Source organism: Paenibacillus graminis (assembly GCF_000758705.1).
Classification (GTDB): Bacteria; Bacillota; Bacilli; order Paenibacillales; family Paenibacillaceae; genus Paenibacillus_AQ; species Paenibacillus_AQ graminis.
Map to the genome: position 1 here is coordinate 1,583,632 of NZ_CP009287.1, position 19,570 is coordinate 1,603,201.

12 protein-coding genes are annotated in these 19,570 nt (G+C 53.6%); 10 read left to right on the forward strand and 2 right to left on the reverse strand.

The genetic code is table 11. The annotated features are described in order from the left end of the window. Positions 1–14 precede the first annotated feature (14 nt). The 7 genes from PGRAT_RS06835 (at position 15) to PGRAT_RS06865 (ending at position 6,858) form a co-directional block, all read left to right on the forward strand. A complete protein-coding gene (locus PGRAT_RS06835) occupies positions 15–1,022 on the forward strand; it encodes a D-alanine--D-alanine ligase (RefSeq protein WP_025706549.1) in 1,008 nt (335 codons plus the stop codon). Next, entirely contained in the window at positions 1,015–2,220 is a 1,206-nt protein-coding gene (locus PGRAT_RS06840) for an aminotransferase class I/II-fold pyridoxal phosphate-dependent enzyme (RefSeq protein WP_025706548.1), read from the forward strand. The genes PGRAT_RS06835 and PGRAT_RS06840 overlap by 8 nt, the downstream gene beginning before the upstream one ends. Before the next feature lie 181 nt (positions 2,221–2,401). After that, positions 2,402–3,463 (forward strand): nicotinate-nucleotide--dimethylbenzimidazole phosphoribosyltransferase, encoded by a 1,062-nt coding sequence (gene cobT / locus PGRAT_RS06845; RefSeq protein WP_025708266.1) that lies wholly within the window; start codon positions 2,402–2,404, stop codon positions 3,461–3,463. Continuing rightward, entirely contained in the window at positions 3,460–4,008 is a 549-nt protein-coding gene (gene cobU / locus PGRAT_RS06850) for a bifunctional adenosylcobinamide kinase/adenosylcobinamide-phosphate guanylyltransferase (RefSeq protein ID WP_025708265.1), read from the forward strand. The genes cobT and cobU overlap by 4 nt, the downstream gene beginning before the upstream one ends. Beyond that, a complete protein-coding gene (gene cobS, locus PGRAT_RS06855) occupies positions 4,005–4,811 on the forward strand; it encodes an adenosylcobinamide-GDP ribazoletransferase (protein ID WP_042266240.1) in 807 nt (268 codons plus the stop codon). The genes cobU and cobS overlap by 4 nt, the downstream gene beginning before the upstream one ends. Positions 4,812–4,915: 104 nt before the next feature. Then, the gene (locus PGRAT_RS06860) at positions 4,916–6,529 is read left to right on the forward strand and encodes a cobyric acid synthase (RefSeq protein ID WP_042266242.1); all 1,614 of its coding nucleotides are present in this window, start codon (positions 4,916–4,918) and stop codon (positions 6,527–6,529) included. A 2-nt stretch (positions 6,530–6,531) separates the two neighbouring features. Continuing rightward, a complete protein-coding gene (locus PGRAT_RS06865) occupies positions 6,532–6,858 on the forward strand; it encodes a YnfA family protein (RefSeq protein ID WP_025705522.1) in 327 nt (108 codons plus the stop codon). A 638-nt stretch (positions 6,859–7,496) separates the two neighbouring features. On the opposite strand, the gene PGRAT_RS06870 is transcribed toward PGRAT_RS06865, so the two are convergent. Then, positions 7,497–9,185, reverse strand: coding sequence for a methyl-accepting chemotaxis protein (locus tag PGRAT_RS06870; protein ID WP_025705523.1), 1,689 nt, complete (start codon positions 9,183–9,185; stop codon positions 7,497–7,499). A 439-nt stretch (positions 9,186–9,624) separates the two neighbouring features. Between PGRAT_RS06870 and PGRAT_RS06875 the strand changes: the two genes are divergently transcribed. After that, positions 9,625–10,350, forward strand: a complete 726-nt coding sequence (locus PGRAT_RS06875; protein ID WP_025705524.1) for a queuosine precursor transporter — start codon at positions 9,625–9,627, stop codon at positions 10,348–10,350. Between the two features lie 620 nt (positions 10,351–10,970). Here PGRAT_RS06875 and PGRAT_RS06880 read toward each other — a convergent pair. Next, a complete protein-coding gene (locus tag PGRAT_RS06880; protein WP_025705525.1) occupies positions 10,971–12,065 on the reverse strand; it encodes a M24 family metallopeptidase in 1,095 nt (364 codons plus the stop codon). A gap of 547 nt (positions 12,066–12,612) precedes the next feature. Here PGRAT_RS06880 and PGRAT_RS06890 point away from each other — a divergent pair. Next, complete coding sequence (locus tag PGRAT_RS06890) at positions 12,613–13,887, forward strand: PQQ-dependent sugar dehydrogenase (RefSeq protein ID WP_025705527.1); 1,275 nt, start codon at positions 12,613–12,615, stop codon at positions 13,885–13,887. 346 nt (positions 13,888–14,233) lie between these two features. Further along, the gene (locus PGRAT_RS06895; protein ID WP_042266244.1) at positions 14,234–19,501 is read left to right on the forward strand and encodes an S-layer homology domain-containing protein; all 5,268 of its coding nucleotides are present in this window, start codon (positions 14,234–14,236) and stop codon (positions 19,499–19,501) included. Positions 19,502–19,570 lie beyond the last annotated feature (69 nt).

Sequence of the window (19,570 nt, forward strand, 5' to 3'; positions counted from 1 at the left end):
GAGGGGTTATGAGAATGAAAAAAGTAGGCGTGATTATGGGCGGGGTATCCTCGGAGTATGAGGTGTCGCTGAATACGGGCAGGGAAATGCTGAAGCATCTGGACCGCAGCAAATATGAGGGCGTTCCGGTTGTCATTCATTCGCGGGAAGAGCTGGTTGATGCGGTAAAAGGCCTGGACTTTGCGCTGCTCGCCCTCCACGGAGCCTACGGCGAGGACGGAACGGTGCAGGGAACGCTGGAAACGCTGGGCATTCCCTATTCCGGAAGCGGCGTGCTCGCAAGCAGCCTGTGCATGGATAAGCATCTGTCCAAGACCATTATCCGCAGCAAAGGTGTGCATACCCCTGACTGGCTCTGCCTCGACCGGTTGGAGGATTTATCGCCGGAAGCGGTGGAAGCTCTTGGTTACCCGGTAATGGTTAAGCCAAACTCAGGCGGCTCCAGTATCGGCATGACAAAGGTGAACAGCAGTGCGGAGCTGCGGAGCGCGGTGGAGAAGGCTTTTGCCGTTGACCGTTCAGTGCTGATCGAGGAATATACCGAAGGCCAGGAAATCACCTGCCCTATTCTCGGAGGAGCACTGCTGCCGGTCATCGGCATCCGTTCACTTGGAGCGGATTGGTTCGATTACAGTGCCAAATATGAGCTGGGCGGTGCAGAGGAGCGGGTGATCCAACTGCCTGCTGAGCTTGAGGAACGGGTGCATGCGGCGGCCTTGGCCTGCTACCAGGCGCTGAAATGTACGGTATACGCCCGGGTGGATATGCTGGTCAAGAACGGCATTCCTTATGTGCTTGAAGTAAATACACTGCCGGGCATGACTGAAACCAGTCTGCTGCCAAGAAGTGCGCTTGCTGCCGGATATACCTTCAGCGGGCTGCTGAACGAGATCATCTCCGGTTCGCTTGCAGAGCGGCGGGGGATGGAGGCTGCGGTGGAAAAACAAGGCGTACCGGGCATTCAAGACGTACATGGAGAAGCTGGGATTCAGGAAGTGCAGGGAGTGGTCAATTATGTATAAAAAGCAGCCATTCCTGCCCCAGGAGCACACCTCCCTGCTGAGTGAGCGGATTGCTCCGCGTGTACGGGAAATTGCGCCTTCGGGTATCCGGGCTTTTTTTGACCTTACTGCGGGTAACAACGAGATTATATCGCTTGGAGTGGGGGAGCCCGATTTCACTACACCTGAGCATATCCGGGCCGCCTGCATCCGTGCCCTGGAACGGGGAGAGACGATGTATACCCCGAATGCCGGACTGCCGGAGCTGCGGGCGGAGATTGCCCGTTATCTGCAGGAGAGCTTTGGACTGGAGTATCATTCACAGGACGAGGTGATAGTAACGGTCGGCAGCAGTGAAGCCCTGGATCTGGCGCTGCGTGCCTTCACCGCTCCGGGGGATGAGGTTATTATTCCTTCTCCCGGCTATATTGCTTATTCGCCCATTGCCTATTTGAACGGAGGAACACTGGTAGAGGTGGAGGCGGCTGCAGAACAGGGTTTCAAGCTTACTGCCGAGGCATTGGAAAAGGCTATTACCCCGCGCTCCAAGCTGCTGATGGTGAACTTTCCGAATAATCCCACAGGGGCGGTCATGACTTACGAGGACTGGGAGCCCATTGCAGAAATTGTGAAGGCCCATAATCTGATCGTCCTGTCGGATGAAATCTATGCTGAGCTGACCTACGATAGCAGACATGTCAGCATCGCCTCGCTTCCCGGCATGAAGGAGCGGACGATTGTGATCAGCGGCTTCTCCAAAGCCTTTGCCATGACCGGCTGGCGGGTCGGCTATGCCTGCGGGAACCGCGAGCTGCTGGCTGCGATGCTCAAGATCCATCAATATACTGCAATGTGCGCACCGGTGCTGGGCCAGATTGCCGCGGTGGAATCGCTGCGCCATGGATTGCGGGATAAAGACTATATGAAGGAATGCTTCAGGCAGCGCCGTTCGCTGTTCGTTGAAGGGCTCAGATCCATCGGGCTGCATTGCCATGAACCGCAGGGGGCATTTTATGCCTTTCCTTCCATCAGGCATACCGGAAGGAAGTCCGAGGATTTTGCACTTCAGCTGCTGCGGGAAGCAGGAGTTGCAGTTGTGCCGGGCCATGTGTTCGGAAAGGGCGGTGAAGGCCATCTCCGCTGCTCCTATGCCGCTTCCCCCGCGAAGCTGGCCGAAGCGCTGGAGCGCCTGGAAAGCTTCATGAAGGTAAAAATGTAATTGTAAGATCAATCTCTATCCCCTATAATCCTTAAGGAAGAAATAGGGAGATTTGACGGAATAGCTGGCGCAGCCGCAGCAGAGTGCCCTCTTCTTCAGAGAAGAGGGCACTCTGCTGCGTTAGTTGTATTAATGGGTTGGAACTCTAATTTCAATGCAAAAAACACAGGAGGCTATTATGATGATCTCAGCAATTGAAGAAGTAACGGGGCCGATTGCTCCGCCGGATGAACAAGCGGCACTGCGGGCGGTGCTCCGTCTGAACAGTTTGACCAAACCCCCGGGAAGCCTCGGACAGCTGGAAGCGCTGGCCGTCCGCCTGGCGGGCATCTCGAAGACGGAGCAGCCCAGCTATGGGACACGTACTGTTGTGGTAATGGCTGCCGACCATGGTGTGTGCTGTGAGGGAGTCAGCGCTTTTCCGCAGGAGGTTACGGTGCAGATGGCTTATAATTTCCTCAGCGGAGGGGCGGCGGTCAATGTGCTGGCCCGGCAGGCCGGGGCAAGCGTGCAGTTCGTCGATATCGGCATCGATGCAGAGCTGGAGCACCCGGAGCTGATCAACCGCAAAGTACGGCTGGGAACGGGCAACATGGCTGCAGGACCGGCCATGAGCCGGGAGGAGGCTCTTGAGGCAGTACTTGTGGGTGTAAGAGTGGCCCAGGAAGCGGTAAAAAGCGGAACGGAGATTTTGATCACTGGTGAAATGGGCATCGGCAATACAACAGCCAGCGCTGCCATTCTGTGCGCTCTGGAAGGCCTCTCGCCGGAGGTGGCGGTGGGACGCGGAACAGGGATCAACGACGAACGGCTGCTGTACAAAATTGAAGTCGTGGAGCGCGCGCTGCGGGTGAACGCCCCGAACCCGGCTGACCCGATTGACGTGCTCTCCAAAGTGGGCGGACTTGAAATCGCCGGGCTGGCCGGGCTTATTCTTGGAGCCGCTGCCGCCCGCATTCCCGTCATTCTTGACGGATTCATCTCCGGCGCAGCCGCATTGGCCGCAAAAGCCATTGCTCCCGAGTCCACAGCGTATATGATCGCTTCCCATGTGTCGAACGAGCAGGGCCACAAGCTGATGCTGGAGTGCCTGGGACTGGAGGCGCTGCTTGATCTGGGGCTGCGGCTGGGTGAAGGAACGGGAGGCGTGCTCTCTCTCCACCTGATTGACGCGGTCAACCGCATCATGACCGAGATGGCTACCTTTGAAAGCGCCGGAGTTTCAGGAGCTGAGGGGAAATGAGCATTCTTGTAACCGGCGGGGCGCGCAGCGGAAAGAGCGGTTTTGCCGAGCGGCTGGTGTTCTCCCTGGCGGATGAGGCCGTATATGTGGCTACCGGACAAGCCTTTGATGAAGAAATGAAGGCACGGATTGCCCTGCACCGCAAGCTTCGTGAAGAGAGCGGGGGGGCATGGGAGATGCTGGAGGAGCCGCTTGAGCTGCCTGCGCTCCTGGACCGACTCTCCGGGGGCAAGGCGGTGCTTGTGGATTGCCTGACGCTGTGGCTCTCCAATGTCCTGCTGGCCGTTGAGGATCAGGAAGACAGACAAGAACGGGTGGAACGGGAAGTTTCCCGGCTGGAGCAGAGTGTATCCTCCTTTCGCGGCACGCTGGTGCTGGTGACGAACGAGGTAGGTGACGGCATTGTGCCTGAATACGCACTTGGCCGGCTGTACCGGGATTTGGCCGGACGGATGAATGCGCTGCTGGCCCGGCGGTGCGGGCAGGTTTTTCTGGTTACTGCCGGTATTCCCATTGAGCTGAAGAGCAGGGAGTATCGGTTATGAGCGCGCGGGGAGATGCTGCAGCCGCTTTTCAATTTCTTTCGCGCTTCCCGGTTAAGGGGGGAGGGGATTTCTCCCGCGAACTACTGCAGCGCAGCGTGGTGTATTATCCTGTGGTTGGCGCAGCCATCGGGTTAAGCGCGGCATTGGGCGCAGGCGTTGCGGCCTGGCTGCTGCCTGCCTGGCCTGCCGCCGTCATCACCCTGATCCTGTGGGTGTGGCTTACGGGCGGCTTGCATCTGGACGGCTGGATGGACACCGCGGATGGGCTGCTCAGCTACCGCACGCGGGAGCGGATGCTGGAGATTATGAAGGACAGCCGCGTTGGCGCAATGGGGGTGCTGGCCTGCATGCTGCTCCTGCTGCTGAAGGCCTCGCTGCTGGCAGCCTTCCTTGAAGGCGGCACCTGGACGGAGCTGCCGCTGCTTCTGCTGCCGCCGGTCTGGAGCCGCTGGTACATGGTGCGGGTCATGGTCCGCTACCCGTTCGCCCGCGGCGATGACGGGCTGGCCGCCAGCTTCAAAGGGCTGCCTGCCCGGCAGGAGAGGCGCGCGCTGCTGCTGGCGGCGCTGCTCTCGCTGGCTGCCGCTGCCGCGCCGCTGGCGCTGGGCGCAGGCAACGCCTGGCCGCAGCTGCTGGCAGCGGCCATTCTGGCCCCGGCCCTGGCGGCGGCCTGCGGCACGCTCGCTGCGCGGCGGGTCCGCAGCCGGCTCGGCGGGCTCACCGGCGACGTGTACGGCGCGCTGAACGAACTGCTGGAGGCGCTGCTGCTCCTCCTGCTGGTGCTGCTGCAGCATAACCTGTAGCGCGCGCCAAACCACGGGATAAGCCATGACGGTGACCGGCTTACCCCGCATAACAACTGCTTCGTCTGGACGCCGGCAGCAGAAATATAGCAAGGAGGCTTGGCATGCAAGAACAGGCAGCTACACCAGAAAAGAGGCCACAGCCTGCGGCTGTGCTGATGATTCAGGGAACGGCATCGGATGTCGGGAAGAGTCTGGTGACCGCAGCCATCGGGCGGATTATGACCCGGGACGGATACCGCACGGCGCCGTTTAAGTCGCAGAACATGGCGCTGAATTCCTATGTTACCGAGGACGGCAAGGAAATTGGCCGCGCCCAGGGTATGCAGGCCGAAGCGTTCGGCATTACCGCCAACACGGACATGAATCCGATTCTGCTTAAGCCCTCAGGCGAGATGAGTGCCCAGATTGTGGTGCACGGCGTGCCGCATACAGCGCTGAGTGCACGCGAATACCGGGAGAAGTTTCTGCCCGAAGCTAAAAGTACGGTGATGGATGCGCTTGGGCGGCTGCGGACGGCCTATGATATCGTGCTGATGGAAGGCGCAGGCAGTCCAGCGGAGATCAACCTTAAGGCCAGGGATATTGTTAATATGAACCTCGCAGGCTGGGCGGATGCTCCGGTGCTGCTGGTTGCCGATATCGACAGGGGAGGTGTGTTTGCTTTTCTGGTCGGCACGCTGGAGCTGTTGGAGCCGCATGAACGGGCCCGGGTCAAAGGCTTCATCATCAATAAATTCCGCGGCGACCTGTCGCTGCTGCAGCCAGGACTGGATTGGCTGCAGCAGCGGACAGGCATCCCGGTTCTCGGTGTGCTGCCTTTTCTTCCGCGCCTGCGGATTGAAGCCGAGGATTCCGTGGTTCTGGAAGGAACCTCGGGCCGGCTGGGTGCGAAGCAGGGGAAAGAGCTGGACATTGCTGTCATCCGCTATCCGAGAATTTCCAACTTCACCGATTTTGATCCGCTGGAAGATGAACCGGATACAGCTGTGCGTTATGTAAGCACCGCTATAGAACTGGGGACACCGGATGTTATCATCCTGCCGGGCACAAAAAACACAGCCGCCGACCTGGATTATCTGCGGGAGCAGGGCTTCCCGGAGGCTATCGCAGCCGCGTTGAACCAGGGAACCCGGCAGCTTGCAGGAATCTGCGGAGGATACCAGATGCTGGGCTTGAAGCTTCTTGATCCGCATGCTGTAGAAAGTGCAGAACCCGGCGAAAGGGAGGGACTTGGGCTTTTGCCGCTGTCGACCTCTTTTCTGCAGCAGAAGACCACCGTCCGTGCCAGCGGCATGCTGGCACAGGATCATCCGCTGCCGCTCTACGGCGGGGAAGCGGCTTCCGCTCCGGCGGCAGAGCTGCCCGTCGCGGGATATGAAATCCATATGGGCATAACCACCAACCATGATCCTGCATCGGTTAGAAGCCTCTTCCAGCTAAAAGGACCGGATGGGAGTATGCAGCAGGAAGGCTGGGGAACGCCGGAAGGACGGGTCTGGGGAACCTATCTGCATGGATTGTTCCATAACGATGCTTTGCGCAGAGCCTGGCTTGACGGCCTGAGGCAATCAAAAGGGCTTGCGCCGCTGGGGCAGACCTTCTCGGCAGCGGCGCTGCGCGAGCAGGAGTTTGACCGGCTGGCGGATACCGTGCGTGCGAGCCTTGACATGGCTGCCATCTATAAGATTATGGGTGTATCTCAGCAAGGGAGGTAACCATGGTCATTGCGGTTCTGCTCTTTATCGTTGCAGGTTTGGCCGAGATTGGCGGCGGCTACCTGATCTGGCTGTGGCTGCGGGAATCACGGCCGCTCTGGTATGGACTGGTTGGAGCGCTGGTTCTCGTGGCGTACGGCATCATCCCTACTCTGCAGAAGTTTCCTTCCTTCGGCAGAATCTATGCCGCCTACGGCGGGGTGTTCATCGTGATGGCCGTGCTGTGGGGCTGGCTGGTCGATAAAAAAACACCAGATCTCTATGACTGGTTGGGTGCCGGCATATGTGTAATCGGCGTGTCCGTCATTCTGTGGGCACCAAGACATTGAGCGGCTGTGGGGGCACGTTCTGGGATAGGCATGTCTGCAGCCATACAGGCATGCAGTTACCCCGCCAGCAGCCATACAGGCATGAGTCCCACGCTAGCAGCCATACAGGTATGCAGTCCCACGCTAGCAGCCATACAGGCATGCAAGGTCACCCCGCCAGCAGGGCCGGCAACGGATAAGGCAGCTCCAGGTCCGGATTGGACCTTGGAGCTGACTGAAGAAGATAGTTCATGGCGAACCGGAGGCTAAGTGGAAAAAGTATAACTATTCTCCTGAAATTCATTCAGGAGCGGTGTTTAGTGGGAATTTCTCCACTTAATTCAAGCATATCCATCGCTAAACAGCTTTTTGGGTAAGAATAGTAATACTTTTTCCACCTATTGAATGTTGCGGAGTCCGAAACGCAGGATTAGTGGTACTTTTTCCACTCCACTCCTCTCGGTTTGCCGGACTAAGGCTGCAGATTGAAGCCGCACGCCACACTTCTGCTCGGATTAGCCTTAATTAGCTGCATATGATAGAGTTTCTGCTATTTCCTACCTAAATTGAAAAAGAAACGGGTGCCGCCCCCATCCAGGGAGCGGCACCCGTTTTATGCTTGCTGCTTGCTGCTGCGGCGGACTCGCGAGTACGCCGGACTATATTTTGAACTGCTGTACGGCTTGCTGCAGCTGTACGGCTTGCTGGTACAAATGCTCTACTGTTTGCGCATGGACTTCAAGCTCCTGGCGCTGGCGTTCGGAGTTGGCGGCAAGAGTATCGGCATTCTGCCGGGACTTGGAGGTGATCTGGGCCGTTTCCTCCACAGAAGCGCTGACCTCCTCGGTGCCTGCTGAAATCTGCTGTGTGGCGGCGGATACGGATTGAATGCTGTGGTTGATGCTCTGAATCAGAATCAGCAAATGGCTAAAAGCATTTCCGGCTTCGGCCACTTTGCCCACCCCGGAAGCCACCTCGGCGTTCACGTGATTCATTTCTTCCACCGACCGGTTCATATCCTCCTGCAGGCTGAGCAGGAACTCACGGATCTGCTCATTGGATTCTTTGGATTGTTCGGACAGCTTGCGGACCTCTCCGGCAACCACCGCAAAGCCGCGGCCATGCTCGCCCGCCCGCGCGGCTTCTATGGAAGCATTCAGCGAGAGCATTTGAATCTGCTTGGTGATTTCCGTAATGCCCTGCACAACTTCACCAATCTGCAGGGAACGCTCGTTCATGATGCGGAACTGCTCCAGCGATTTCACAGAAGCCTCTGCCACCTGGCGCATCTGCTCGACAGCGCTTTGAGCGATATCGTTTCCGCCTGTCGCCTCTTCAGAAGCCTCAATAATCTGTTCGGTAACCTCACCGGCTGCCGAAGCAATATGCTGAATGCCGATATTAATCTCGTCCATGGCCCGGGAATTATCCTGTGCGCTGCTTGCAATAGCAGTACTGCCTTTGCCGATCTCCACAACGGACAGGGAGGATTGCTCAGCCATTCCGTTCAGAATATCGGTGCGGTTCTTCAGATCATTGGAATCCGCGACCACGACGCTGGAGGTATCCAGCACCTGTCCGATCATCTCCTTCAGCTGCTGGCTCATGGTCCGGAAGCTTTCGGCGAGCTGGCCGACCTCGTCACTGCCCTTAATCTCCAGCTGCTGGGTGAAATCGCCGCCTGCCAGCTTGTTGCTGTAGGCCGCAAGCTGTGTGATCGGGCGGGTAATTCTGCGGGTCATAAGCAATGCAGAGCCCACACCAACGATCAGTACAGCCAAAGTGATTCCGGCGCTGGTCCAAAGGATACTGCTCATTTTATCTTTGACAAAAGCGACATCCGAACTTGCTCCGATGACCATTGTAGTGCCGGGAACACCGACGTACGCGGTCTTATGTATACCATGACTGTCACTATAGATTTCACTGAGTCCGGCCTTTCCTTTGGCGGCCTGTTCCATGGCCGGCTGTACCTCGATGCTCTCATCCGGCTTCAGCTTGGCTCCGTGATCTGCGGTCAGCACGGTAGCTTTGCCTTCCTTCAAATCGATGAGAAAGATGGATTCGAGATCATGCTGCTTTCGTTTATCCTGGAAATAAAATTCGATCGTTGTCCTCGATTGCTCGTTTTTGTTCAGAGTCTGCTGGGCATGTGCCGCATTCATATTTTTATAAATGTCCTGGGCGGCGGCTGTCAGAATCTTGTTGATCTGCGGCATGACATAGCTGTTAATGGTATTGATGGATATGAAATAAAAGCTGGTACTTAGCAGAACAGACGAGAGCAGCAGAACGACGAACAGCAAACGCGTGAATTTCCGGCTGATGGATTTCTTGACTTGAAACATTTCTTTCTCTCCTTTTCCTTCAAATGAATCCTTCTATCCCATGCCAATGCTTTGTGGGCCGGCAAGCAGCAATATATTCCATAGGTATAGGTCATATATGAAGCTATTATTTTCGGGAATGTGATTGATAACTATTCTATAGAATTAACCCCCGGTTGAATAGTGAAAATTTGCTTAATCCTGAAGAATTTTCAGAAAATATATGAATAAATGACGAATCCTTTGTTTGTTTAGCGAAAAAAGATGAATAATACGGCTTTTCATGAAAATTTAAAATTTCATAGCATGTTAGCTTTGATTGTGGTAAAGTAATCTTTTGTTCATATAGAACAGTTATTCGTTCTTTGAAGGACGCTTTAATCGTTTTTGCTTGTCAAAAGCTGAACGCCGCGGTTCGTAACCATCCCGCGTAACCAAAACTAGGAGGAGTTACAGATTCATGTTTAATTTGTTGTGGGGAATTTTGTTCGTAGTTGTCAACTTTGGTTTCTACCTGCTCTGCTACCGGCTTTTTGGCAAAAAAGGCCTGTATGCCTGGGTCGGCGTGGCAACGGTCATCGCCAACATTCAGGTCGCCAAAACCATTGCTATGCCGTTCGATATTGTAATGACGCTGGGCAACACCATGTATGTCACGCTCTATATGACCAGTGACCTGCTGAACGAGAAATACGGGCGTGCCGAGGCGCGGCATGCGGTATGGTTTGGCTTTTTCACACTGCTGATGACTACCGCGATTATGCAGATGGTGCTCCTGTTCGAGCCGCAGGAAACCGATATCGCCCAGTCTTCGCTTGAGACCATCTTTGGTCTGATGCCACGGCTGGCGCTGGGCAGCCTTACCGCCTATTTTATCAGCCAGTTCCTCGACGTCCGGCTCTATGCCTGGATTCGCAAGTATTACAGCAGCTCGCGCCAGCTCTGGGTCCGCTCCAACGGCAGCACGATGATCAGTTCTTTTGTCGATACGCTGGTCTTTTGTACGATTGCCTTCGCCGGAACCTATGACCTCAGGGTGTGGACAGAGATTTTGCTGACTACTTACGTTGTAAAGTTCCTCCTTACCGGGGCCGGAACGCCGATTTTGTACATTGCCCGTTCCTTCAAATTTGCGGAGGACGAACAGCCGGTTCGTACATCCCCTGATACACGCAGCGTATCCTGAGGAATTGCCCAAGAAGCACCGGTTTAATTAGTCAAAATTAAAAGCAGCAGCCAGCTCTTTACGGAGCCGGTCTGCTGCTTTTTTGATGATGCGGGAAAAGACAGGGAATCCGTCGGTCTGGATATCCTTATTCCTGCTAGCGTTTTCTCATCGGATTTTTTGCAAACGCTAGTTGGAAATAGGGAACCTATTTCTCCCTGAAAATCAATAATTATAAGATTTAAGTGGAAAAAGGATACTTAATTGGGCAATATTACTCTGTTAGAGGCGGAAGGAGCTAAATTAGTTGACCTTTTTCCACTTCCGCTGCCGAGAATAGGGTACTCAAGCAAATTAGTGCCCCTCTTTCCACTTAGAGTTGCCGAAGAATTCATACAGGGTTCAACGCTTGCCCGCAGGCAGCACACACGGAAAATACGCACCGTCTGCGGGAAAATGCTGGTACCGCAAGCGGCTAACTATATATGCAGCACCGTTAGCGCCTTGGACATGGCCTTGGATATGGTTGTCAGCGTCTGCGGTCTACCGCAAGCCGCTAACTATATATGCAGCACCGTCAGCGCCTTGGACATGGCCTTGGATATGGTTGTCAGCGTCTGCGGTCTACCGCAAGCCGCTAACTATAAATGCAGCACCGTTAGCGCCTTGGACATGGTTGTCAGCGTCTGCGGGCCTTCCGGGGTAATCCAGACGTCGTCTTCGATCCGCACACCGCCCAGACCGGCCACATAAATGCCCGGCTCCACGGTGAATACGTTGCCGATTTCAATGAAATCCCCGTTCATGCCATGGAGCGAGGGATACTCATGCGTGTCCATGCCGAGGCCGTGACCGACCCGGTGCATGAAATACTCGCCGTAGCCGGCAGCTTCGATCACGTCACGCGCCGCACGGTCCACTGAGCCGAAGGTCGCTCCAGCCCGGGAAGCGGCGATGCCCGCTTCATTGGCCGCCAGCACTGTGTTGTAGATTTCAACCAGCTTGGGATTCGCTTCTTCAACGGCAAAGGTGCGGGTGATATCGGAAGCGTAACCTGCGGCGTACACGCCCAGGTCGAACATCAGAAAGTCTCCCGGCTGAATAATGCGGCTGCCCGGCACACCGTGCGGCAGGGCGGTATTCGGGCCGGAGAGAACCATGGTGTCGAAGGAGGGGCCGGAGGCGCCCACCTTTTTCATCAGATAATCCAGCTCGGCAACCAGCTCGATTTCACTGACCCCTGCTTTGACCTGGGTGAGGCCTTGGCGCAGTACCTCCTCTACCAGCTCGGCGGCATGCTTCATCCGGCTGACTTCATCGGGCGTTTTTTTCGCGCGCATGGACCGCAGCAGATGGCCGATATCGCGGAAGGCATCCGCAGGAACCGCTTCGGCCAGCTGTTCATAACGGCTTACGGTGAAATGCTCCTTCTCGATGCCCACAGTTCCCGGCTTAGCGCCTGCAAAACAGGATTTCAGCAGCTCATACGGGTTGTCTGTGTCGCTGTGCGTCATAATCTTGGTCACCGAGGAGGCGGCATGAGCCGCTTCGGCATCAAGTGCGGGAACGATCAGCACCGGCTCCCCGCCCCGGATCAGCAGCAGTCCCAGAAAACGCTCATGCGGATTGCTGGCAAACCCGGTCAAATAATAGACATGCTTTGGATCGGTGACGAGCAGCGCATCCAGGCCCCCGCCGGCCATTCCCTGCTCCAATGTGGATAGAGCCTCATTCATTTCAGTTGTTCCCCTTTCGGATTCACGTTACAAAGCAACGCTCTCATTATAGATCATAACCCGGTAGGGTGCACGCGCTGGAACATACGAGGGTCCCGATTATGGCTAGAGGGTACGGGGTAATAGGTGCCAAAATCGTTTTGCGGCTTGAGCAGCGGCGAAAGAAGAATTATGCATTTTTGATGCCGAAGACTGTTGGCTTTTTTACTATACGCCTGTGCCTATCTGCAGCCCTAACTGTAGCTGTAACTGTATTCCATACAACTAAAGTGAATGTCTTTATGTCCAAATCAGAGCTTATTGCACTTCATACAATTAAAAAGACTCCAATAGGCTGAAAACAGGCCAAACGCTATTTTAGTTGCACGAAATACACTTAGCGCTGTCATGAGGCGGTTTTGCCTTCTTTTAACTGCACATAATACATTTAGCATACCTGTGTGACAGGTTTGGGTTCCCTTCTGCATTTCATTTTGTTTCCTGTACAATCTCATTCCGTACGGGTCTATCCGCTTACCTGGAATTTTATCCTGAGGGAGGTTAAATCATGTTTCGTAAAAAAAGCCTTAACCGCATATGGCTGCTAGGCAGCACATGCATTATTGGGGCTGGACTGCTGGGCGCCTGCATGAATTCTGCCCCGCCTGAGGGGAATGTAACCGGAATGAGTACCGGGGCGAACCGTCCTGCGGAGACAGCGCATGCTTCCGCCAGCCCTGAGCCAGTGCCATCAGCAGCCGTACCGCCAGAAGGCGGAGGGAAGAACCCGGAGAATTCGCAGCCGGCTGCTGCTTCATCCTTTCCTTACACGGCCCAAACACTGGCGGGCGGTCTGAATGTCCCGTGGGAGATGGCCTTAGCGCCGGATGGACGGATCTTCTTCACTGAGCGGCCCGGTACCTTGCGTGTATTTGAAGAAGGTGAGCTGAGGAAGAATCCGCTGCTGGAGCTTCCGGCGCCTTTTTTCAGCGAAGGCGAAGGGGGGCTGTTGGGCTTTGCGCTTGATCCGGACTTTGAAAACAACGGTTTCGCTTATGCCTACCATTCATACCGCAGGGACAGCGGCGGCGTGGAGAACCGGGTGCTGCGGTTAAGCATCAGCGGGAGCAAGGCCGAGATCGACAAGGTTCTGCTGGACGGCATCCCCGGGGATACCAACCACAACGGCGGACGGATCAAATTCGGACCTGACGGTTATCTGTACATCACTACCGGCGAAAGGTATGAGCCGGAGCTGGCACAGGATCAGGAGAGCCTGGGCGGCAAAATCCTGCGCATTTCCAAGGAGGGCACCATTCCGGCGGATAACCCGTTCCCTGATTCTCCCGTCTACAGCTGGGGTCACCGCAATCCGCAGGGGCTGGCCTGGCAGCCGGAGAGCGGAGCCCTCTACAGCTCGGAGCATGGACAGTCCAGCCATGACGAGATCAACCTGATTGAGGCCGGAGGTAATTATGGATGGCCGCTAATCGAAGGCGATGAGGCCGGAACCGGGAGCGTGGAGAAGATGAAGCTTCCGCTGCTGCACAGCGGGGAGGAGACATGGGCGCCGTCAGGAATGGCTTTTATTACCCAGGGGCCATGGAGCGGCGGTCTGCTTGTGGCGAATCTGGCCGGACAGCAGCTGCTTCATATTTCGCCGGGTACGGGAAATAAGAAACCTTCGGCGGAAGCTTTGTTTCATGAAAAATGGGGGCGTATCCGCAACGTGGCCGAAGGGCCGGACGGGACCCTCTACGTAATGACCAATAACCGGGATGGCAGAGGCCACCCTGGCGCAGCGGACGATCAGCTTATCGCCTTGAAGCCCAACTGGAAGTGAGCAGTTCAGCTGCTCTCTTTTTTTTGCGAAGCTGGCTTTTCTCGTTGAAAGCGGCTGTTTTATCGATAGAAAATCTCATAGTTCTTCTCTTTTGTGTACAATGGGGTCTTAAGTCCTGGGTTTTTGCTTGATAAAGTGGCGAAATGTGACAAAATATCTTTTTTTACGCTAAATTAAAAGATTCTTCGGCCTATTGTTAAGGAATTGATTGACATTAAATAGGTCCTTAGATAGGATGCCATTATATCTATCTGAAATTGACAATTCTGCTGGGGGAGGAGTCAAGGATAGATTTTGGGCTGTAGGATTGTATGGAATGACTATCTTTGGTGTAAAGGAGACAATTATGTATTCAAAAAGGTTGAGAAGTACAGTATCCATGGTATTGGTTTTCATTTTATCCTTTATGGGTGTGCTGGAGGTATCGGCTGCATCGCTGAAAGCGACGGTAGTAACCTCGGAGAAAATGCTTGACGGGAAACAGAAGATCACTGTCAACAGCGTGCTGGATGTAACCTATGGAGACTACAATAAGCTTAATGAAGTGAAGTTCTCTCTTATGAAGGACGGCAATGTATTGGCAACTCAAATCAAGCAAAAAGATCAGGGAGAACGCATATCTGCAGCAGATTCTGTATATTCGCTAAAGTACCCTGATATCTCATTTGAGGGACTTACCGCCGGAGAGGAGGTTGTGCTTCAGGCAGAATATCAAGGGGAGTCGGGGTTAATAGTTACTGACCCGCAGAGCATTAAGGTTCCTGCTTCATCTGAAATCCAAATTGTCGTGGAACGGATGACTAAGGATTCCGATACATACATCATTTCATCAACCGGAGAAGTCCGCAGCGATGATAAGAATATCAGGCTGACGATTTTAAGCAAAGGCGTGCCGCTCGCTAAAGAAGCGATTTCGGTTGGAACTTACTCCTCTTATAACAATCTGACTACAGATGAGGCTGGACAAGTACAAATTATAGGAAACTCGAAAGTTTCGCTGACAAGTCCGGTGCTCTTTGTGTCCGTGCGTCAAGGGAAACCAGACTATGAGGCTACGCCTCTATATGTCAATAACCTTATAAAAGAAGGTACATACACTGCGGCTATCCGTTACCTTGATGGGAACGGAAGACTGATTCAGCAGAAATCGGACAATATTTCCCTGCCGAGTGGGGTAAGCCAATCCTTTGGCACTTCAGGGCTGGATGTGCTGGTGCTCAAAACAGGTGAAATTTCGGACTCTTATCCGGCGCTGATCAGATCAGTAGAAAACGAAGTGTATATGTTCCAGACAAGCCAGACGGCATTGTATTCAGCCGCAGACGGGGCTCATCTGGAGATTGTCCAGGACAGCAGCGAATACAGCCGCTTGGGCTTTGAGTATTCATGGGAAGGGGCACCTGTTGAGATGGAGTCCTTCTCCATTGTTCCCAACAACCAGTACAAACAAGTTAATTTATCCAATCCGTTTCAGAACATCATCTCTAATTCATTATATGTGAAGAAAAATGTGGATTATGATATTACGGCAGTTGCAGGTATCCCCGGAACAAGCAGCAAGGTTGTACTGAGAAACCAGGTCAAGCCTGCCGAAGACCAGTTTACCGTACAATATGCAGCCAAAGCTGCGGACTTCAGCGCCCTGAAGGTTCAGGTGCCGGATCGCGGACAAGGACTGGGAGATCTATTTATTTCCTATTTGAATAATAAATTCAATTACAATAAGCTGGATCTGAAGGTTCAGGCTGCTGATTCAACCTTGTATGTACGGAAAGGTGAAGAAATTCACCGTTTAACTACTACAGTTTCCGGCGCAGCCAAGAACAGCAGCTACAATGATGAAATCGTGCTGAATTCCTTTTTCACCCCGGCGGATAATGAGTATGCCTTCAAGGGAGGAAGCAAATACACGTCTCAAGTCATTCTGAAGGTCCTTAGTTCCGACTACTATGACCAAGACGAAGTCCGCAATCAAATTGTACTGGGTGAGAACCTGCAGTTGCGGGTGGATATGAGGGACGAGTACAATAACGCGATAGATCTGACAAGTGATTACACCATGCAAATTCTGGATGCCTCTGGAGCAATCGTTGAAGATAACGGACTCAGCTGGACATCTGAAGAAGAAGACGGCAAGCTGATGCGTATCAGCCAGCGGCAATGGAAGCCTGCGAAGTCCGGCGATTACACCATTCAATTTCTGCCGCATCACTACGTAAGCGGCACCGGGTACGTTAAGGGTGCGGTGATTGCCGAAGCAGCCCTCAAGGTTCTGCCGAAGCAGGAGCTTGAAGTCGAAATCCGTGATAAGTCCGGGAATTTGGTGGACCTGGTGAACAAACCTTATATGACCATAGACCAGGCTGAGAAGGTAACCGTTACTGTACGTGAGCATATTACAGGCGGACTTGGAAAAGTTCTGCCGGGTGTAAAGGTGACCCGGTACGGTGAAGACATCGGAGTAACAGATGAGCAGGGCCAACTGATTCTACCGGCAAGACTGGGTACGTATCTCGGCGAATTCTTTTTCAAGAAAAAGGATTATTTATCCAGAACGGAGTCTGTTGCCGTTATCGATCCGAAGATTCAAGCTGTAGTACGGGTCCGGGGATTGGACAAGCCTGAAGGTGCTTATGACGGCGGAGTTCCGCTGGACTATGCTTACGTTCAAGCCGTAATTAAAAAGAGCGATGACAGCTATACCCGGCAGTCGAAGTTCATCGGCACCGGGGGCGAGCAGACATTTCTGGTTGTAGAATCGCCATCGACGGTCGGAGTAGATTTCATGCGTTATAACCGCAGCCATCTGGGTGTGGAATCTAAATATGGTTACTACATGTATGGTTCCATTCATACCGAGCCGGGTAAGGATTATTCCTTGCTGCTTGATGCAAGAGAACCGCTGCAGGCAGTCAGCAAAGTCAACCTGACTAAATATATGGAGGAATTATCGGTAATCCGCAAGGATTTGCCCGGCGTCGATTATGTGCCTTATGTAGTGGACAGCAATGCCAGTGAAGATAATTATTTTTATGCCACAGAAGGAACTTATAGCGCTCTTGCCCATACCAAGGGAGACATCTTTATTTACCGCGATAATGTTGCTGTAAATGCAGGAGATAATATATGGGATTATAATGACAGTGCTGCCGGATTAGCGACGCTGCTTGCCCCGGACTCGGGAAGCATTTACGGTGTAGAATACATTACACCAGCCCGGTCACAATTAAGAGGCTACTCCTACGATGCCAGACAGATCCAGTTGACTCCGGGGGAAGTCATCGTTAAGGTGGACCAATTGGTCGGCAGTCTTGAATATCAGTTCAATATTCATTTTGCTCCGGGAGCACTGAAAGCAGGAACTATATCGGAACTTGCGCCTGGAGCTATCGCCGGATTGGATATCTTTGGGCTGCAGAACGGCAAGCTGGTTCGCACCTCCGGCAATGAACAGATGCAGTTCGGATTAGTCGATACCGCAGGAAACCAGATTGGACAACTTAGTAAACCCCGGATTTTGGTTACAGACTATGGGTCATCCCGGGGATATAAACTTCTGTATCCTGAAGCGGCTTCTTATGAGATCCGGGATGAGGCCGGGTTGAAACTGTACGAAGCAACCTCTACCGGCTACCCAATTAGCGTAAATAGAATTTTCCCGAACGGGACCTATGTGCTTAAAGCTTCGGTAACAATTGAAGGACAAACCTATAGTTTGGATAAGAAATTTGTTTTGGACACAGCTGCGGGAACCGTTATCGATCCTGGTGTGCCTGTTCCGGGCGGAAACGGCGGTAATGGTGGAACAGATCCGGGAAACGGCAGCAATCCCGATAATGGAAGCGGCAATGGCAATGGCAGTGGTAACGGAAACGGAAATGGTAATAGCAGTGGTAACGGTAACGGCGGTGTGACAGCACCTGTAACCACAACGCCGGTAAATGTGAACGTAAATGAACAGAATACGAAGCTTCAGGACTTGGTAAAAAATTCAACCGGAACACAGGCAGAACGGGCAGCTGCAGCGCAGAAAGCGCTGGGCAGCATTGCCGAATCCCTGAAGTCCGGGGCCACAGCCCAAGAAGCGGAACAGAACAGCAAGAGTATGTCTCAAGCTTTGGACAGTGCGGCCCAATTGCTGGCTAGCATTCAAGATCCTGCAGAGAAGCAAAAGATTGTCAGTTCAATCAGTACATTAATAGACAGCGCACCGTATATATTGAACAAGCTGGATACTGCTGACAAAGCGCTTGCCTTTGCACAGACGCTCATACAGCATGCGGCAGCAGTTATGAATAACACACAAGGTGTAGCGGCAGCAGAGATCGAGCAATTGAAACAAGGCATCCTGTCATCGAGCCAGGCGGCCCTGAACAAAGCCGGCGAAGTTACGATCTCTAAGGAATATGTGAATCTGGAAGGGAACACAGTCTCATCGCAATTGACGGAAGAACTCGTCAGCAAGCAGATTGAATCCTCCAAAAAGGCTTTGGCTGCTGTATCAGAGCAGCTTACTGCCAAGCTGGGAGCAGGTTTGGCCAGTGAACTTAAGGTTTCCCTGACCGTTGAGGTTCCGGCGATGGGCGCTGGTGTGAACAAGCTGAACACCTCGCTGCCTTCGGAGATTCTTAAGGTGCTTCAAGACAATGATGTGGATGGTCTCAAGCTCCAGATGGGGACAACGGCATTCACTATTGAACCGGATACATTCGGCACTGTAGAAGCAGGACAGAAAATAACCCTGGCGGCTGAGGTCGTGGAGAATGCTGTGATCGGCAAGCCGGGTCAGGCAGAGCCATTGGCTACCCTGCCGGTGATGGAATTCAGCGCAAAGGTAGGAGAGAAGGCGGTCAAGAATTTCGAGAAGCCAATTAACGTGACCTTTGATGTCTCCGCAATTGATACATCCAAATACTCGGCGGATAACCTTGAGCATCTCACAGTGTATGTGCTCAATGAGACCAGCCTGACCTGGGAAGCCGTTGGCGGTAAATATGATCCGGTTACACAAACAGTGAGTGCGCTCAGAGGGCACTTCAGCCGTTATACCATAATGATCGGAACTGCCGCGTTTAAGGATGTAGCAGACAATCATTGGGCTAAAAAAGAGATCAATTACCTGTTAACCAAGGGTATTCTGGAAGAGACGGCGGAGTTTAATCCTTCAGGCAAGGTGACCCGTTCACAGTTCGCCAACTGGATTTCCAGAGCCTATGGTTTGGATGGCAGCGGGCTGACCCTGCCATTCAAAGACGTCGCGGCCGGAAGCGCTGGCTATAATGGAGTTGCCGCTGCTTACGAAGCCGGAATTATTACAGGCAAATCTGCTTCGGCTTTTGATCCCGGGGCTACAATTAGCCGTCAGGAGATTGCCGCGATGCTGGCACGCGCCCTTACTCTCTATAACGGGGCGAAGGCAGTTGCCGATCCCGGAGCAGTGAACGCCGCTTATACCGATGGCGGTAAAATTGCCAAGTGGGCAGCAGCAGGCGTTGCTCTGGCTAACCGCACCGATCTCTTCAAAGGTTTTGAAGACGGGACTTTCCGTCCGGCACAAACAGCAACCAAGGCAGAAGCTGCCGCATTGATTTACAGACTGTATCAACTGAAGTAAAGCGAACAGTCTGTGTGATAACCCTTAAAAGGCTGGCCTGTATGCAGATTTTGAGTCTGCGCCAGGCCA

Bases quoted from the DNA above. Each gene is read 5' to 3' on its own strand.
- PGRAT_RS06835 (WP_025706549.1), top strand. From the start codon at position 15: ATGAAAAAAGTAGGCGTGATTATGGGCGGGGTATCCTCGGAGTATGAG.
- PGRAT_RS06840 (WP_025706548.1), top strand. From the start codon at position 1,015: ATGTATAAAAAGCAGCCATTCCTGCCCCAGGAGCACACCTCCCTGCTG.
- cobT (WP_025708266.1), top strand. From the start codon at position 2,402: ATGATCTCAGCAATTGAAGAAGTAACGGGGCCGATTGCTCCGCCGGAT.
- cobU (WP_025708265.1), top strand. From the start codon at position 3,460: ATGAGCATTCTTGTAACCGGCGGGGCGCGCAGCGGAAAGAGCGGTTTT.
- cobS (WP_042266240.1), top strand. From the start codon at position 4,005: ATGAGCGCGCGGGGAGATGCTGCAGCCGCTTTTCAATTTCTTTCGCGC.
- PGRAT_RS06860 (WP_042266242.1), top strand. From the start codon at position 4,916: ATGCAAGAACAGGCAGCTACACCAGAAAAGAGGCCACAGCCTGCGGCT.
- PGRAT_RS06865 (WP_025705522.1), top strand. From the start codon at position 6,532: ATGGTCATTGCGGTTCTGCTCTTTATCGTTGCAGGTTTGGCCGAGATT.
- PGRAT_RS06870 (WP_025705523.1), bottom strand. From the start codon at position 9,185: ATGTTTCAAGTCAAGAAATCCATCAGCCGGAAATTCACGCGTTTGCTG.
- PGRAT_RS06875 (WP_025705524.1), top strand. From the start codon at position 9,625: ATGTTTAATTTGTTGTGGGGAATTTTGTTCGTAGTTGTCAACTTTGGT.
- PGRAT_RS06880 (WP_025705525.1), bottom strand. From the start codon at position 12,065: ATGAATGAGGCTCTATCCACATTGGAGCAGGGAATGGCCGGCGGGGGC.
- PGRAT_RS06890 (WP_025705527.1), top strand. From the start codon at position 12,613: ATGTTTCGTAAAAAAAGCCTTAACCGCATATGGCTGCTAGGCAGCACA.
- PGRAT_RS06895 (WP_042266244.1), top strand. From the start codon at position 14,234: ATGTATTCAAAAAGGTTGAGAAGTACAGTATCCATGGTATTGGTTTTC.